This is a genomic window from Nonomuraea mesophila, from assembly GCF_004352805.1.
Lineage (GTDB): Bacteria > Actinomycetota > Actinomycetes > Streptosporangiales > Streptosporangiaceae > Nonomuraea > Nonomuraea longispora.
On the sequence record NZ_SMLD01000002.1, the window covers coordinates 89,121 to 104,107 of the forward strand.

General features: G+C 70.8%; 13 protein-coding genes. 10 read left to right on the plus strand and 3 right to left on the minus strand.

Annotated elements, in window-relative coordinates; all coding sequences use genetic code 11:
* The first annotated feature begins 44 nt into the window (after window positions 1-44).
* Complete coding sequence (locus E1295_RS01485) at window positions 45-2,255, plus strand: serine/threonine protein kinase (protein WP_132627803.1); 2,211 nt, start codon at window positions 45-47, stop codon at window positions 2,253-2,255.
* A 42-nt stretch (window positions 2,256-2,297) separates the two neighbouring features.
* Here the strand turns inward: E1295_RS01485 and E1295_RS01490 are convergent, their stop codons facing one another.
* The 3 genes from E1295_RS01490 to eccCa are packed head-to-tail and all read right to left on the minus strand — an operon-like array spanning window position 2,298 to window position 7,643.
* A complete protein-coding gene (locus tag E1295_RS01490; RefSeq protein ID WP_132627804.1) occupies window positions 2,298-3,374 on the minus strand; it encodes a transglycosylase SLT domain-containing protein in 1,077 nt (358 codons plus the stop codon).
* On the minus strand, window positions 3,371-3,655 hold the full coding sequence (locus E1295_RS01495) for a hypothetical protein (RefSeq protein ID WP_132627805.1): 285 nt from the start codon (window positions 3,653-3,655) through the stop codon (window positions 3,371-3,373). The genes E1295_RS01490 and E1295_RS01495 overlap by 4 nt, the downstream gene beginning before the upstream one ends.
* Before the next feature lies 1 nt (window position 3,656).
* On the minus strand, window positions 3,657-7,643 hold the full coding sequence (eccCa, locus tag E1295_RS01500) for a type VII secretion protein EccCa (RefSeq protein WP_132627806.1): 3,987 nt from the start codon (window positions 7,641-7,643) through the stop codon (window positions 3,657-3,659).
* A 155-nt stretch (window positions 7,644-7,798) separates the two neighbouring features.
* Here eccCa and eccD point away from each other — a divergent pair, with 155 nt between their 5' ends.
* From eccD to E1295_RS01545, 9 genes are all read left to right on the plus strand, one after another.
* Window positions 7,799-9,184 carry a type VII secretion integral membrane protein EccD gene (eccD, locus tag E1295_RS01505; RefSeq protein WP_132627807.1) on the plus strand — a complete coding sequence of 462 codons (1,386 nt, stop codon included), beginning with the start codon at window positions 7,799-7,801 and terminating at the stop codon, window positions 9,182-9,184.
* Between the two features lie 57 nt (window positions 9,185-9,241).
* Complete coding sequence (locus E1295_RS01510; protein ID WP_246079772.1) at window positions 9,242-9,694, plus strand: YbaB/EbfC family nucleoid-associated protein; 453 nt, start codon at window positions 9,242-9,244, stop codon at window positions 9,692-9,694.
* A 110-nt stretch (window positions 9,695-9,804) separates the two neighbouring features.
* Window positions 9,805-10,131, plus strand: a complete 327-nt coding sequence (locus tag E1295_RS01515) for a WXG100 family type VII secretion target (RefSeq protein WP_166427024.1) — start codon at window positions 9,805-9,807, stop codon at window positions 10,129-10,131.
* A gap of 10 nt (window positions 10,132-10,141) precedes the next feature.
* Entirely contained in the window at window positions 10,142-10,450 is a 309-nt protein-coding gene (locus E1295_RS01520) for a WXG100 family type VII secretion target (protein WP_132627810.1), read from the plus strand.
* 64 nt (window positions 10,451-10,514) lie between these two features.
* A complete protein-coding gene (locus E1295_RS01525) occupies window positions 10,515-10,922 on the plus strand; it encodes a hypothetical protein (protein WP_132627811.1) in 408 nt (135 codons plus the stop codon).
* A 5-nt stretch (window positions 10,923-10,927) separates the two neighbouring features.
* On the plus strand, window positions 10,928-12,142 hold the full coding sequence (locus tag E1295_RS01530) for a hypothetical protein (RefSeq protein WP_132627812.1): 1,215 nt from the start codon (window positions 10,928-10,930) through the stop codon (window positions 12,140-12,142).
* Window positions 12,143-12,152: 10 nt separating this feature from the next.
* On the plus strand, window positions 12,153-12,626 hold the full coding sequence (locus E1295_RS01535; RefSeq protein WP_132627813.1) for a hypothetical protein: 474 nt from the start codon (window positions 12,153-12,155) through the stop codon (window positions 12,624-12,626).
* A gap of 15 nt (window positions 12,627-12,641) precedes the next feature.
* Window positions 12,642-13,898, plus strand: a complete 1,257-nt coding sequence (locus tag E1295_RS01540; protein ID WP_132627814.1) for a hypothetical protein — start codon at window positions 12,642-12,644, stop codon at window positions 13,896-13,898.
* Between the two features lie 63 nt (window positions 13,899-13,961).
* A complete protein-coding gene (locus E1295_RS01545) occupies window positions 13,962-14,978 on the plus strand; it encodes a hypothetical protein (RefSeq protein ID WP_132627815.1) in 1,017 nt (338 codons plus the stop codon).
* Window positions 14,979-14,987 lie beyond the last annotated feature (9 nt).

Sequence of the window (14,987 nt, forward strand, 5' to 3'; positions counted from 1 at the left end):
GGTTAAATGTCCCTGGTTCATGACGTATTCCCGGAAGGACGGTCATGGCGGAGAAGGACTCGCCTCAGCCTGAGCACATCGGCTCCCACGAGATCGTGGGGCAGGTCGGCGCGGGCCCCCGCGGCGTCGTCCACCTGGGAAGGAAGTCGGACGACTCCGACCACGTGGCGGTCAAGACGCTGAGCGTCGGCCCGGCGGCCGATCCCGACTTCGTCGCCAGGCTCCAGCGCGTCGCGCAAGTGTCCAACTCGAACATCGCCCGCACGATCGACGCGGGCGTCCACGAAGGCCGGCTGTACGTCGTCCGGGCACACGTCGAGGGCCGCTCGCTGGCCGAGACCGTCGCCGAGGACGGCCCGCTGACCGGTGACGCGCTGGAGCGGGTCGCGGTGGGCATGCTGACCGCGCTGACCGCCGTCCACCTCGCCGGGTTCGCGCACCGCGGCCTCACCCCGTCCAACGTGATCCTCACCGGCGAGGCGCTGCGCGTCACCGACATCGAGATCGGCGACCCCGCGGGCGAGATCGGCTACCGCGCGCCCGAGCAGATCAACGGGCTGCAGTACGGCCCGTACGCCGACGTGTTCTCCTGGGCCTCGACCGTGGTGTTCGCCGCGACCGGCGCCGCGCCGTTCGGTCACGAAGCCCAGGCCGTGCTGAACGGCGCCCCCGAGGTCGGCGACCTGCCCGAGCCGCTGCGGCAGGTGGTGCTCGCCGCGCTGGCCAAGGACCCAGGGGCCAGGCCGACCACGTCCACCGCCATGCTGCGCCTGCTCGGGGACGCCAACGCGCCGATGCCCGCGTCGCCGATCGAGGGTGTCCCGGTGCCTCCGCCCGCGCCCGCCGCCGGCCCGCCGGCTCAGGAGCCGCTCGCGATCCAGCCCATCCAGCTGTCGATCGAGGGCGTACGCAAGCCCATGGGCGGTCCGATGCCGCCGATCAACCTGGGCCCCGTCCAGCACGGACCCGTGCCGCCCGGCGGGATGCAGCAGGGCCCGATGGGCCCGAACCAGGGGCCGCAGGGTCCCGCGCAGCCCGGCCAGATGGGCCCCGGCCCTGCGGAGCCCGGTCAGATGCAGCACGGTCCGGTGCAGCCCGGCCAGGTGCACGGTCCGGTGCAGCAGGGCCAGGTGCACGGTCCGGTGCAGCAGGGCCAGGTGCAGCACGGTCCGCAGGGTCACGTGCCGCCGCCCGCGCCGTCCGTCTGGGGCCCGCCCCCCGGCCAGCAGCCTCCGGCGCAGGACCAGCAGCAGAACTGGCAGCCGCCCACCGTGCCCCGTCAGGGCGGCGACCAGCAGCGCAAGCCGTTCCCCGTCGGTCTGGTGGCCAGCGTGACCGCCGTCGTGCTGCTGTCGGGCCTCGGCCTGTGGGGCGCGAGCCAGTACTCCGCCAACGTGTCGTTCTCGCCGATCGCCGCGGCGAGCGACGAGCCGGCGCCGGGCGAGGTCTCCTCCTCCGCGGGGTCCGCGTCGGTCGTGCCCACCCAGCCGCGGGCCGAGGTGACCGCGCCCTGGGCCACCTCCACGCCGAGCCCGGACGAGAACGGCGTGGGCCCGATGACCCTCCCGACCGACGCCACGACGGCGGCGCCGACGGAGGTCCCGGTGCTCACGAGCGTGCCGACGCCGCCGCAGGCCACCAGCCAGCCGGTGCCCGTACCCACGGTCACGACGACCGCCGCACCGACGACCGCCACGACCAGTAAGACGCCGAAGCCGAGGGCGACGGTGACCAAGACCGTCCGGCCGACTCCCAGCAAGTCGCCGACACCCAGCAAGTCGCAGACCCCGAGTAAGACGGCGACCCCCAGCAAGACACCGACCCAGGAGCCCCCGGCCGATCCCACGCCGGAACCGGAGCCGACCAAGACGACGAAGGCTCCGGAGAAGCCGAAGCCCACGAAGTCGAGTGCCAAGCCGGCGCCGAAGAAGAACCCCTACAGCGCCACCCAGGTGTGCGGCAGCGGGTACGTGGTGCAGCGCAGCAGCTCGTTCGAGGGCGGCACGACGTACCAGCTGTGGAGCAACAGCGCCGGGCAGAACTGCGTGGTCACCCTCAAGTCCGGCGCCGACGTCGGCAAGGCCACGAAGGTCACCGCCACGCTCGAGGTCAAGGGCGGTAGCAGCAAGACCGACTCGGGCAACTTCGAGTACTACGCGGGCCCGGTCAAGCTCTCCGCCAAGGGCAAGTGCGTGCGCTACTCCGGCAGCACCTCCCAGGGCAGCACCAGCGCCGACTGGGCCAACTGCGGCTAGCGGGCGATCACCCGGCCGCCCGCACGTGCGGGCGGCCGGAGCTCAGTAGCCGCGGTAACCCGCGCCGGTCTTCTCCCCGACGACGCCGGGCACCGCGGACACCGAGCCGTAACGGTCGATCGCGTAGCGCACGCCCGCGATGATGTTGTCCACCGGGTTGTAGATGTCCTTGTGCCCGGGCAGAGAGTGGGCGTCGAAGGTCGGGTCGATGGTCTGCATCAGGCCCTTCGACGGGATGCCGGCGGCGGCGTTGGAGTCCCACAGGTTGATCGCGTTCGGGTTGCCGCCCGACTCGTGCTGGATGATCATCCAGATGTCGTTGGGGTTCATCTTGTCGACCGGATAGCCGTGCTCGCGCAGGATCGCGATGGCCTGCTCGATCCATTCCTTGACCCGCCCCGTCGGCGCGGGGCCGCCGCCCGCGGGAGGCAGGCCGCTGGGGCCGTACCCGCCGGGCGTCATGGGGCTGCCGCCGGTCCCGCCGGTGGCGCTCTGCGAGGTGTAGCTCTCGGTGCGCTGCCAGTCGAGCTTGTGCCCCGGCCCGGGCGTGAACTCCTGCTCCCCGGCCGGATGAATCTTCGCGAACGTGTTGGTGCGTTCGCTCAGGTACCTGGCGATGTCGTCCTTCGCCTCGGTGACCGCGTCCTTGGCCTCGCGCACCGGCGTGCGCGCGTCCTCGATCGCCTCGGTGACCATGGATCCGATCTCCCGGTCGAGGTCCGCCTGCTCGGCGTCCGGGTGGTTGTCCCGGTACGTGTTCGCGCGCGTCAGCAGCCGGTCGCAGATGCCGTTCACCCTGCGCTTGGACGACTCCAGCGCGTTGGCGGCGCTGTCCAGCGACGACGCGCAGTCGATCAGCGCGTCGTTCAGGTCCTGCCCCGCCTTGCCGTAGTCGCGCATGTACGTCACGAACGCGTCCGCCGAGCCGCCCTCCCAGGCCAGGTCGACCGTGGCCACGGCGGCCCCGAGCGAGCCCGTGTTACCGAGCACCTTGCCGGCGGCCGAGCGCCAGCGCCGGGCGATGCCGCGGATGGACTCCGGGTCGCCGCTCACCTTGTCGGCCATGTTCGCCAGCTGGTTACCGTTGGGCAGGTTGCGGATTCCTTCGGGGGCACTCATCCGGGGTTGTTCGCTCTCCGTACGTTGTCCTGCACCAGGTCGAGCGCTCGTTCGACGCCGCTCACCAAGCTTTTGGCCTTGCCGAACTCGCTGTCGGCCGCCAGCTCCACGTCGCGCACGGCGTCCGCCAGCGCCGACGAGTCGCCCAGCCGGCCGAAGATCGTCGAATCGGGCCGCTCGTGGGGGTAGCCCTCGGCCAGATCGAGGAACTTGCCGGCGACCGTCCTCGCCGACGTGCGGCAGTCGTCGAGCGCGTCGAAATGGATGTCCAGTCCTGCCATGTCAGTCCTCCGCCGGTGGCCAGATCGCCGTCTGCGTCAGCCGCGCGCCCAGCCGTCTGTCCACGTAGAAGCCACGTCCGGGCGGCTGCGGCTGCGCCCGCACGTTGCCGAACAGGAAACCCTCGTCCTTGCTGCCGGAAAGCACCACAGCGGGCCCGGCCAGGTCCTTGATCCGCTGGATGATGGGGTCGAACATGGCCCGGCCGAGGCCGCCCATCGCCCGCGAGAGGATCAGGTGCAGGCCGATGTCGCGGGCCTGCGGCAGCAGCTCGGCCAGCGGCGCCAGCGGGTTGCTCGACGTGGCCACCAGCTCGTAGTCGTCGACCACGATGTAGAGGTCGGAGCCCTTCCACCAGTCGCGCGCCCGCAGCTGCTCGGGCGTCAGGTTCGCCGGCGGCAGCCGCTTGAGCAGCGCGTTGCGGGCGTCGTCGATCAGCTCCTTCGCGGCCGAGGCCGATGCGGCGTAGCCGATGCGGTTCTCGCTGACGGCGGTGTCGAGCAGCGAGCGCCGGTAGTCGATGACGATCAGCATGGCCTCGCTCGGGGTGTTCCTGGCCACGACGTTCTCGGCGATCACCTTCAGCAGGTTCGACTTGCCGCTCTCGGTGTCACCCACGACGGCGAAGTGCGGGTCCGAGTCGAAGTCGAGCAGCACGGGGGAGAGGGTGGCCTCGTCCACGCCGATGGCGATGCGGTTCTTGCCGGTCTCCTCGACCCCGGGCAGCGACGAGGCGGGCAACATCGAGGGCAGCAGCCTGACCCGCTTCGCGGGCCGGCCGTGCCAGGATTCCCTGACCGCGCGCACCAGGCCCTCCACCCCGGTGGCGAGGTCCTCGGCGTCCTGCACGCCGTCGATCCGCGGCAGCGCGCCGAGGAAGTGCAGCCCGTCCTTGGTCAGCCCGCGTCCCGGCACGCCCTCGGGAACGGCCAGCGACTTCTTCCTGTTGATCTCGGACTCGTACGCGTCGCCCAGCTTCAGCTCGATCCGGGTGCCGAACAGGTCGCGGATGCCGGGCCGGAACTCCGACCACTTGTTGGTCCCGGCGATCACGTGGATGCCGTAGCCGAGCCCGCGCGCCGCCAGGTCGGTGATCACGGGTTCGAGCGCCTCGAAGTCCTGCCTGATCGTCAGCCAGCCGTCCACCACGAGAAAGATGTCGCCCCAGCCGTCGGGCTGCACGGAACCCTCGGCCAGCCGCCTGCGGTAGGTCGCCATCGAGTCGATGCCCTTCGCGGTGAACTCCCGCTCCCGCTGCTGCAGCACCAACGCGATCTCGGCCACCGTACGGCGCACCCGCTCGCCGTCGAGCCTGCTGGCCACGCCGCCGACGTGCGGCAGCCCTTCCAGCGAGGCCAGCGCGCCGCCGCCGAAGTCGAGGCAGTAGAACTGCACCTCGGCGGGCGTGTGGGTGAGGGCCATGCTGGCGATCAGCGTGCGCAGCGCCGTGCTCTTGCCGCTCTGCGGCCCGCCGGCCAGGCCCACGTGTCCCGCCGCGCCGGACAGATCCAGCCAGTACGGGTCCCGCCGCTGCTCGAACGGCCGGTCGATGACCCCCACCACGGCCTGCAACCGGCCACGGCCCGGCCAGCCGGGCGTCGTCAGCCCCAGCTCGGGACTGATCGACAGCGGCGGCAGCAGCTGCGCCAGCGTGGGCGGCTCCCCGAGCGGCGGCAGCCAGATGCGGTGGGCGGGGGGCCCGTGCCCGGCCAGGCGTTCGACGACGATGTCGAGCAGGGTCTCCTGCGAGGAGTTGTCCTCCTCGGGGGCGGGCTCGTCCTCCTCCGGCTCGTCGACGAGGGGGACGGGGACGAACTCGCTGGTGTACTCGACGACCTCCCTGATGGGGATCGTGCCGTCGGGCGAGGCCACCTGCCGGCGGTCGGCCTGGTACGCGCCGGACACGTACGCGGCCTTGAACCGCGTCATCCCGGTCGTGTCGAACTTCAGGTAGCCGTTGCCCGGCGCCGACGGCAGCTCGTAGGCGTCGGCGACGCCCAGCACCACGCGGCTCTCCATGGCGGAGAACGTCCGCAGGCCGATCCGGTACGACAGGTGCGTGTCGAGCCCGCGCAGCCGCCCCTCCTCCAGGCGCTGCGAGGCCAGCAGCAGGTGCACGCCCAGCGACCGGCCCAGGCGGCCGATCATCACGAACAGGTCGATGAACTCGGGCTTGGCCGACAGCAGTTCGCTGAACTCGTCGAGGACCACGAACAGCGTGGGCATCGGCTGCAGGTTGGCGCCCTGTTCGCGGGCGCGTTCGTAGTCGCGCAGGGAGGCGTAGTTGCCGGCCGCGCGCAGCAGTTCCTGCCTGCGTACCATCTCGCCGTGGAGCGCGTCGTGCATGCGGTCCACCAGCGGCAGCTCGTCCTCCAGGTTGGTGATGACCGCGGAGACGTGCGCGAGGCTGTCGAGGCCGAGGAAGGTCGCGCCGCCCTTGAAGTCGACGAGCACGAAGTTGAGGATCTCCGAGGAGTGCGTGACGGCCAGGCCGAGCACCAGCGTGCGCAGCAGCTCCGACTTGCCGGAGCCGGTCGCGCCGATGACCAGGCCGTGCGGGCCCATGCCGCCCTGGGCCGACTCCTTGATGTCCAGCTCGACCAGCCGCCCGTCGGCGCCGAGCCCGATGGGGACGCGCAGCCGGTTGCGGCCCGCGCGCGGCCGCCAGCTGTGCGCGGGGTCGAGCAGGGTGGGGTCGCCGACGCCGAGCAGGTCGGTCAGCGTCGTGTTGGTGGCCAGCACGTCCTGCGCCTCGCTGCCGGTGGCCGTGGAGGCCCGCAGCGGGGCGAGCTGGCGGGCCAGCCCTTCGGCCCTGAGGTAGTCGAGCGCGTCGGGGTCGCCGAGCCGGTTGGTGCTCTCCTTGCCCGCATGGTCGATCTTGACCATGTGGAAGCCCTCGTGGTTGATGCGCAGCCGCAGCGTGCTGCGCTCCTCGACCACGCCTGCCGAGTCCGACAGGTCGATGACGGTGACGCCGTCGATGGCGTCCGCGCCGAGCTGCGAGTCCTGCGGCACGTGCCCGCCGTCCAGGATGAGCACGTGGTACGGCAGCGCGTCGGACGGGGCACCGGGCCGGAACCTGGCCCGCTCCTTGAGCTCCTCGCCCACCAGCTGGTCGAGCTGGGCCAGGTTCTCGGCCATGAGCCTGACCTGGCCGGCGCCGTCGGTCTCGTCGGGGTGCAGCGCGTGCGGCAGCCACTTGACCCACTCCCAGTGGCTCATCCACTGACTGTTCGCGCACACCATGATCCGCATGTCGTCCGGTGAGTGGAACACCACCATCTGCGCCACCATCGCCCTGACCAGGTCGCGGACCAGCGCCGGGTCGCCATCGAGCTTGATCCTGGCGAACGAGTGCAGCGCCACGGCCACGGGCAGCTGCGAGACCGTCGAGTGCGTGCGAATGAACCTGCGCAGCGCACCGGCGGTGAGCGCGTCCAGGTCCTCGACCGGTTTGGAGTCCGGTGGGATGAGCTGGACGGCCAGCTTCTGGATGCCGGTGCCCAGGCGTACGGTGCTGAAGTCGTCGTCGCGGGGGCGGCGCTCCCACAGCCGGGGCCCCATGGCGGTCCACCAGAGCGTGTCGGGGGCCGGTCCGCTCCATTCGAGGGCCTCGCGCTGCTGGACGGCGGCCCTGCGCACCTTCTTGCGGATCTGGGCGAGGTAGCGGAAGTAGTCGCGGCGGGCGCCGTTGAGGCGGTTCTTGCGCTCGCCCGCCTGGCGGCCGATCTGCCCGAGGGTCATGCCGACCATGGAGAAGGCGAACAGGCCGCTGGCGACGTACATGATGGGGTTGGCACGGGTGCCGCCGGCGGTGAACATCAGGCCCATGGCCGCGGCGCCGGCCACCATCGGCAGCCAGGTCAGCACGGCCATCATGCCTTGCGACTGGACCTCGGGGATCTCCGGCGGCGGTTCCAGGAGGATCTCACCACGCGGAGGCTTCGGGCTCGGGCGGCGCTCCGGGCGCCGGACAACGACGATGCTCACCCTTGTGACAGGCCCTTCTGGTTCCTCCGGATGTCTCTTCTTACCAGATGCGACAAACGTCCGAGTTGGGGTCGGAGGTAACTTACGCTGGATATGTTGGTCGTGTGACATCTCTGGCGGAAATCCCGTTCGCACAACAGGGCGGTCTGCATCAGATGCCCGCTCCGCTCCCTCCGTTGTGCCACGTCACCGTGGTCGGGCCGCGCAAGCGGGCCGATCTGGCGCTGCCCGCCGACATCCCGCTGCCGCACGTCCTTCCCGGACTGCTGCGCGCCATGGGAGAACTGGGCGGCGAGGCCGCCGCCGGGCCGGGCTGGACGCTGCAGCGACTGGGGGCCGCGCCCTTCGACCTCGGGCGGAGCCTCGGCCAGCTGGGCGTGCTCGACGGAGAGATCCTCTACCTGCGACCGCGCGAGGTGGCGTTGCCGCCCGCGCGCTTCGACGACGTCGCCGACGTGGTGGCCACCGGCGTGCGCGAGGGCAAGGGCAAGTGGGACGGCGCCCACACGCGCATGCTGGGCGGGGGCGTCGCCTGCGGGCTGCTCGCCGCCGGGGCGGCGGTGCTGGCGTTCGGCGGCCTGACCCCGCTGCTCACCGCCATCGTGGCGGGCGCGCTGGCGCTGCTGCTCGTCGGGGTGGGGGTGGCCGTGTCGAGGGCGGTCGGCGACTCCGGGGCCGGCGCGCTGGTGGGGTACGCCGCGCTACCGTACGCGTTCCTGGCCGGGCTGCTCGCCCCGTCGGCGGGCGGAGGGCTCCCGGCGATCGGTTCGCCCCAGTTGCTCGGGGCGCTCGCCTGCACCGCGCTGGTCGCCACGATCGCCGGCACCGCCATCGCCGACGGCGCGGCCGGCTTCCTCGGTACGGCCATCGCCTCCATGGTGGGCGCCGTGGGCTCGGCCGTGGTGATGGTGACGGGCGCGCCCGCCGCCGGGGTCGCCGCGGCCTGCGCGGCCGTGGTGATGGCGTTCAGCCCCTTGATCCCCGTGCTCTCCTTCAGGATCGCCCGGGTGCCGCTGCCGGCGATGCCCACCAACGCCGAGGAGTTGCGCAGCGACAGGCAGGACCTCGACAGCGCCTCCGTGCTGGAGCGCACGGGTGCGGCGCGGCGTTACGCGACCGGCATGATCGTGGGGATCACGCTGGTGGGGGCGGGCGCGCACGCGCTGCTGGTCACGGAGGGCCGCTGGATCGCCGTGGCCATGTCCGTGTGCCTGGCGCTGACGCAGCTCCTGCGGGCGCGGGTGTTCCAGGGCGTCGGCCAGCGCCTCTGGCTGATGCTCACGGGTTTCGCCGGGCTCGCCGCCGTGGCGGTCGAGGTCGGCGTGGTCATCGGCGGGGTGGCCGCGGTGGCCATGGCGCTCGCGCTGCTGTGGACCGCGATGATCGTGGTCGGCATGGGCGTGTGGTTGCCCAACGGGCGGCTCTCGCCCTTCTGGGGCCGCGCGGGCGACATCGTGGACTGGCTGTTCATCGTGTCGCTGGTGCCGCTGGCGCTCGGCGTCCTCGACGTCTATGCGTGGGTACGCGGCCTGGCGGGCTGAGGCCTGGCGCACGGTTTGTGCGGATCCGCATACCGCAAATGGTGCCTATGCGGCAGGATGACGCTTGTGACGGATTTCGGCGACTTCGGCAACATCGACATCGACAAGCTCCTGCACGCCCTGGAGGAGCAGACCGGCAAGTCGGAACAGGTCCAGAAGTCGATGAGCCGGCTGGTCGGCCGGGGCGAGGATGTCGACGGCCTGGTGGTCGTCGAGTACGCGCACGAGGGCATGCGCAAGCTCACCATCCGCCCGAAGGCGATGCGTCTGGGCGCGGACGAGTTGTCGGAGCGGATCACGGCGACCCTGCAGGAGGCCATCGAGGATCTGCAACGCCAGACCAACGAGTTCATGGCCGAGCTCTACGGCGATCAGGTCGACCCGATGCGCATGCTCGAGAACCCGGTCGCGATGCTGAAGGAGGCCAGGCGCGCGGAGGCCGGCTTCGATCGCACCTTCGACAACGTCATGGGGGAGCTGTCCCGCATCCGCCGGGAGCTGGACCTCTAGCTTGACCGCGAGTGTTGCGAATCTGTTACATGTTCTTATTGGGACATCTGTGAACACAGTGGTGTTTGGTGCTTGTATGGGTGCTAAAGCCGAAATACCTGGAGGTGTCAGTGGTTGACTTTTACGGCGCGAGCCCTGGCCAGATCTCGAAGGCGTCCGCCCACGTCGTCGACACGGCACAGTACATCGAGGGTCTGCGCGTAGCCACGGAAACGACCGCCACCGGTCTGCTCAACACCGGCTGGCTGGGACCGGCGGCGGCCAAGTTCAGGATCGCCATGAACAACTGGGACGCGTCCATGCGGGCAGTGCGGACCGACCTCGAGGGCATCGCCGACAAGATGGGCGTCAACTCGGTCGTCTACAGCGCCACCGACCAGGACGTGCAGGCCGGTGTCGGCCGCGTCGAAAACCTGATCAACGTCGACGTCAAGTAGGGGGTTGAGGATGAGCGCCGAGCTCGACTTCACCAAAGTCAACTTCGGGCAGATGGATCTGGCCCAGCAGGACTTCGTCAAGATCCTTGGTTCCTTCGAGAAAGCCACCGACGACCTCCTGGCCAAGCTGAGGACCGAGCTGGCCGGGCACTGGGAAGGTGGCGCCGAGGAGTTCTTCAGGCAGCACGAGCAGAAGTGGAATCAGGCTGAGGCACAGATGCGGCTCCAGCTGAACGAGCTGCAGCGTGCCGTCCAGATCGCCAACGAGAACTACCGGGCCGCGGAGGCCCGTAACAAGGCCATCTGGTACGACGGCTGAAACCTGGGACGGCGTTCGTTGCCCGGCCACCGTACGCGGTGGCCGGATCGTGTGAAGGGGGCACATGGGCGAGTCATGGCCGGGGCTCGACGACACTGACGACGAGCTCTACTACAACGTGGGCAAGATGCGGGCCGTCGCCGACGACCTCGAGGTCGCCCTGGCCCCCACGCAGGGCGCGGGCGGCACGAGGGAGGGCGTGACGGGCTCTGTCGAGTCTCTCACCAGGTATTTCTCGCTCGACGAGAGCCACATCGGCAAGTGGCCCGCGGCCAGCGCGTTCGCGGCGAGCGTGAGCAGCATCATCCCTGACAGGAGCACCTACGGCCCGTACTGGATGGGAAACGGGCACGGGCTCGCCCAGCTCTACGAGGCGTACGTCGAGTGCTGCCAGGAGGTCGTCCAGGCGATCAGGGAGAGCGCCGACGTCTACGAAAGAACCAACCCACCGCAGGCTGACGCTGGAGAGTGAGCTGAGTGGCAGAGCGGAGCGTCACCGTCCGCGATTCGTCCGTCAGGCCGACGGAGGTCTGCATCGCCGCGAAACGCGAGCAGATCCTGGCCTGGCTGGAGGACACCTCGCCCGTGGAGGTCCACGACAGAGGCATGACGTACGCCAAGGTGGCCGAGAACATCAGGTCGCTGGCCGACGCGCTCCCCGAGGTCGGCACCGCGCTCAACGGCGCGTGGAGGGCGGGCAGCGCCGCGAAGACGCAGGAGGCCCTGCGCAAGCTCCAGGCCAGTGGCAGCCGGCTGGCGACGGCCATGCAGGACATGTCCGACGCGCTCACCCTCTACGGGCGCGACTACCTGCCGCAGGCCATCGAGGAGGCGCGCAAGGACGCCACCGGTGACCAGGGCGACGACGGCCCGGCCCGGCTGGCGCTGGAGAAGCTCAACCGCCGCATCATCAGCCTGTACGAGAACAAGGTCCCGGAGACCGTGAGCGTTGACCTGCCGGAGGTCTCCCCGGCCGGAGCGCCCGACACCACCCGGCGCATGCCGCTCGACACCCGGTCGCCCTACCGGCAGGGCGACTACTGGAACGGTGGCGGCTCGGACCCGGGCGCCTCCAACGGCTCCGGCCCGTACGGTGGCACCGGCTCACACGCCGGCACCGGTACCTCGGGGAACAACGCCGGCTCCGACAGCGGTTCGGACGGCGGCCGGGACAGCGGCGGGAACGACGGCGGGAACGACGGCACGGGCGACGACCCGGCGGCGGAGTCCCCTGCCTCGCCCGGCGACCGGAGCGGCTCCACCGGCGACCAGAACGGCCAGTCGCCGACGGAGCAGAACCCCGGCGACGGCACCGCGCCCGCCGTGATCGACAACAACACCACCGACACGCCGGGCGACACGAGGGACCCCGGCAGCACGGAGTCGGCCAACGCCCCGGTGCAGCATCCGCCCACCACTCAGCTGCCGGTGACCCAGCAGCCCGTCGGCGCGCAGCCCCCCGGCACACCGGCAGTGATCGGCGGTGGCGGCTCGTACACCCAGGCGGCCGCCGTCGGATCCGTGTCGGCGCGCCCGGCGATCGGCGGCATGGGCATGCCGTTCATCCCGATGGGCGGCGGCGCGGCGGGCGGCGAGCAGTCGCAGGACCAGGAGCGCTCGACCTACCTGACGGAGGACCGCGACATGTGGCATCCGGGGGAGCGTTCGACGTCGCCGGTGATCGGCGCCTGAAGGAGGCGGGATGGCACTCGAACGCGATCCGGACTGGCCCGGTGCGTCGGACAAGGACGAGACGGAAGATCCCTTCGTCGACCGTACCGAGGTGCGGCGCATCGCCGGGGAAATGAACGAGCTGCTCAAGAAGATCAAGGATTTTTCCGGCTTCCCGGTGACGGAGTTCGCGAGAGAGGTGGGCAGTACGCCTCCCGAACCCGAGCTGCCGACGGGCGCCGGCTCCCTGGCCGACCTCCAGCGCTACTGCGCGCTGAACGAGCACCAGACGGGACAGTGGCCCGCGGCCATGCAGTACGGGTTCTCGGCGCAGCAGGCCTACAGCATCCTCGTCGGGGAGCCGGGCACGGGCAGTGGCGGGCTCTACGCTCAGCTGGTCGCCAGCGCGGAGGAGGCGTTCGACGAAGGGCTGCCCGAGATAGCCAGGACGTCGGAGGGCGCCGAGCAGGCGTCCGAAGAAGCCGCGACGACGCGCGACGTCTGATAGGGAGACGCGACCATGCCCGAGCCCGAGACGACCACCACCCAGCTCCACCTCAACGACGCGAGGCTGGACACCTCGACGCCGGACGCCTCGTGGATGAAGAGCACCATCGCCAGCACCGGCTTGATGGACAGCACGATCGACGAGGTCAAAAGGCACATCGACGAGACGGACCCCGGGTCCGTGAAGCTGGCCGGGCTCTACTACGAGGCGGCCGAACCCTTGCTCAACAGCTTCGCCACGGACCTGAAGACGAAGGCGGCCGACCTGGCGGAGTACTACAAGGGCCCGTCGGCTTACCAGACCCAGTTGCAGTTGCAGGGCCTGGCGGCCAGCGCCCGCGAGCTGGCGACGAAGCTCGGCGCCATGGGAAGGTCGCTGAAGGGATACGGCGAGACACTGCAGTGGGCCCAGGCGAACGTCGTCGAGTCGGCCTATCGCGACTCACGTTCCGACCGGGACATCGACTACGCCGCCGCGCTCAACCCGTTCAACGGCCCGCATCGCGGTGACGAGCGGGCGGCCGACCACATGAAGGCCGTCAACGAGCGCATCGTCGGGCACTACGAGCAACTGCCCAGCGAGGTGCAGCAGGCGCTGCCCATCGTCGTCAATCCTGAGATGCCGGACTTCCGGCGCGATCCGCTCCAGACCGGCGGCCCGCCCTGGGGCGACCACAGGAGCGTCGGAGGTTACGACCCCGACTCGTTCGGCCCCGGCTCGGTCAAGGGCGTTCCGGCCGTGGCGGGGCCGCACGACGGCGCCTACCCGGGCGGCGACTACCCCGGCGGCGGCCGTCCAGGGGTGGGTGACCCGCCCGGCAGCGACACCTCGGTGGGCAACGTCCCGTCGAGCCCGTCCGGCACGCCCGGCGGCGTCAACCCGCCCGGAGGCCCTCATGACCCCGGCTCCGTCGCCGCCTCCGGCGTCCCCACCGCCACCACGCCGAACCCGGGCGGCACCGACCTGGCCGGCTACGACCCCTCGACCGGTAACACCACGCCCGGCGGCACCCAGACGACGACCGGAGGTCCCGGAACGGGCACGGGCACAGGCGTCCCCGGCGGCGGGAGCGCGGGCAACGGCGGGGCGGCCGCCGCGGGCGCGGGGCGTACGGGAGCGGGCGGTATGGGCTTCCCCATGATGCCCATGATGGGCGGCGGTGCGGGCGGACGCGACCAGGAGAACGACAGGGAGAGTTCGACCTGGCTCGCCGAGGACGACGACGTGTGGGGCGGCCCCGAGGGCACCACACAGTCCACGATCGCCTGATCTGCTCCGTATCTACCGCCAGAAAGGGCGACCATGGACACAGGGGGCAACTTTCCCACCGGTATGCCCGGAGGTCTCGGCAACGTCGAGATCAAGTGGGAACACGGCGCGATCGAGAAGGTCGGCCAGGATCTCGGTGCCGAGGCGCCGAACATGGGCAGGATCGCCCGGAACACCGGCGGCATCCACGTGCAGCCACCCGCTTTCGGCGTCATCGGGATCGGCCTGAACTACGCGCACGACCAGACGAAGGACAGCGCGGCGGGCGCGCTCGACACGGCGAGGAGCGTGCTGGCCGACTACGAGAGCGCCCTGGCGTCCCTGGAGGAGAACTACACCAAGGCCGACAAGGACAGCGACGGGGTCATCAAGCCCGGCGGGGACAATCCCGGCGGGGGGCCCGACCCGTTCGGCGGTGGTCTGCCCGATGGCGGTCTGCCTGATGGTGGCCTGCCTGACGGTGGTCTGCCTGATGGTGGCCTGCCTGATGGTGGTCTGCCTGATGGTGGCCTGCCTGATGGTGGTCTGCCGGACGGTGGCCTGCCTGATGGTGGCCTGCCGTCGGACAAACTGCCCGGCTCGGACGTGCCGTCGCCGGACATGCCGGACGCCAACGTGCCGTCGCCGGACATGCCGGACACCAACGTGCCGTCGCCGGACATGCCCAGCACCGACATGCCGCAGGCCAACGTCCCCTCCATCGAGGACCAGCTCAACCGGGAGGTCCCGAAGCTCGACCCCAACAGCACCGATCTCGCGGGCTACAACCCCAACGTCCCGAACCCGTCGCTGTCCAACCCTGTGCCGAATCCCTCCACGTCTCTGGGGCCCGGAGCAGGGCCCGGCATGGGCACCGGGTCACCCTCGGGCGGTGCCACCCCCGGCGGTCAGCCCGGAGCGGCCGGCGCACGTGGCGGCATGAACGGGATGGGCGGGATGCCGTTCATGCCGATGATGCCGGGAACCGGTGGCGGACAGCAGGACCGCGATCGGGAGAAGCCCGACTACGTGCGCGGCGACGAGGCCGACTGGCTCGACGACATCGACATCGCGCCACAGGTGATCGGCGAGGAAGAGTAGGAAGGGGGA

What these genes read in the sequence shown, in the direction of transcription:
- E1295_RS01535 (WP_132627813.1), top strand. Translation starts at nt 12,153, where the DNA reads ATGGCACTCGAACGCGATCCGGACTGGCCCGGTGCGTCGGACAAGGAC.
- E1295_RS01545 (WP_132627815.1), top strand. Translation starts at nt 13,962, where the DNA reads ATGCCCGGAGGTCTCGGCAACGTCGAGATCAAGTGGGAACACGGCGCG.
- E1295_RS01520 (WP_132627810.1), top strand. Translation starts at nt 10,142, where the DNA reads ATGAGCGCCGAGCTCGACTTCACCAAAGTCAACTTCGGGCAGATGGAT.
- E1295_RS01540 (WP_132627814.1), top strand. Translation starts at nt 12,642, where the DNA reads ATGCCCGAGCCCGAGACGACCACCACCCAGCTCCACCTCAACGACGCG.
- E1295_RS01485 (WP_132627803.1), top strand. Translation starts at nt 45, where the DNA reads ATGGCGGAGAAGGACTCGCCTCAGCCTGAGCACATCGGCTCCCACGAG.
- eccD (WP_132627807.1), top strand. Translation starts at nt 7,799, where the DNA reads ATGCCCGCTCCGCTCCCTCCGTTGTGCCACGTCACCGTGGTCGGGCCG.
- E1295_RS01495 (WP_132627805.1), bottom strand. Translation starts at nt 3,655, where the DNA reads ATGGCAGGACTGGACATCCATTTCGACGCGCTCGACGACTGCCGCACG.
- E1295_RS01490 (WP_132627804.1), bottom strand. Translation starts at nt 3,374, where the DNA reads ATGAGTGCCCCCGAAGGAATCCGCAACCTGCCCAACGGTAACCAGCTG.
- E1295_RS01525 (WP_132627811.1), top strand. Translation starts at nt 10,515, where the DNA reads ATGGGCGAGTCATGGCCGGGGCTCGACGACACTGACGACGAGCTCTAC.
- E1295_RS01510 (WP_246079772.1), top strand. Translation starts at nt 9,242, where the DNA reads ATGACGCTTGTGACGGATTTCGGCGACTTCGGCAACATCGACATCGAC.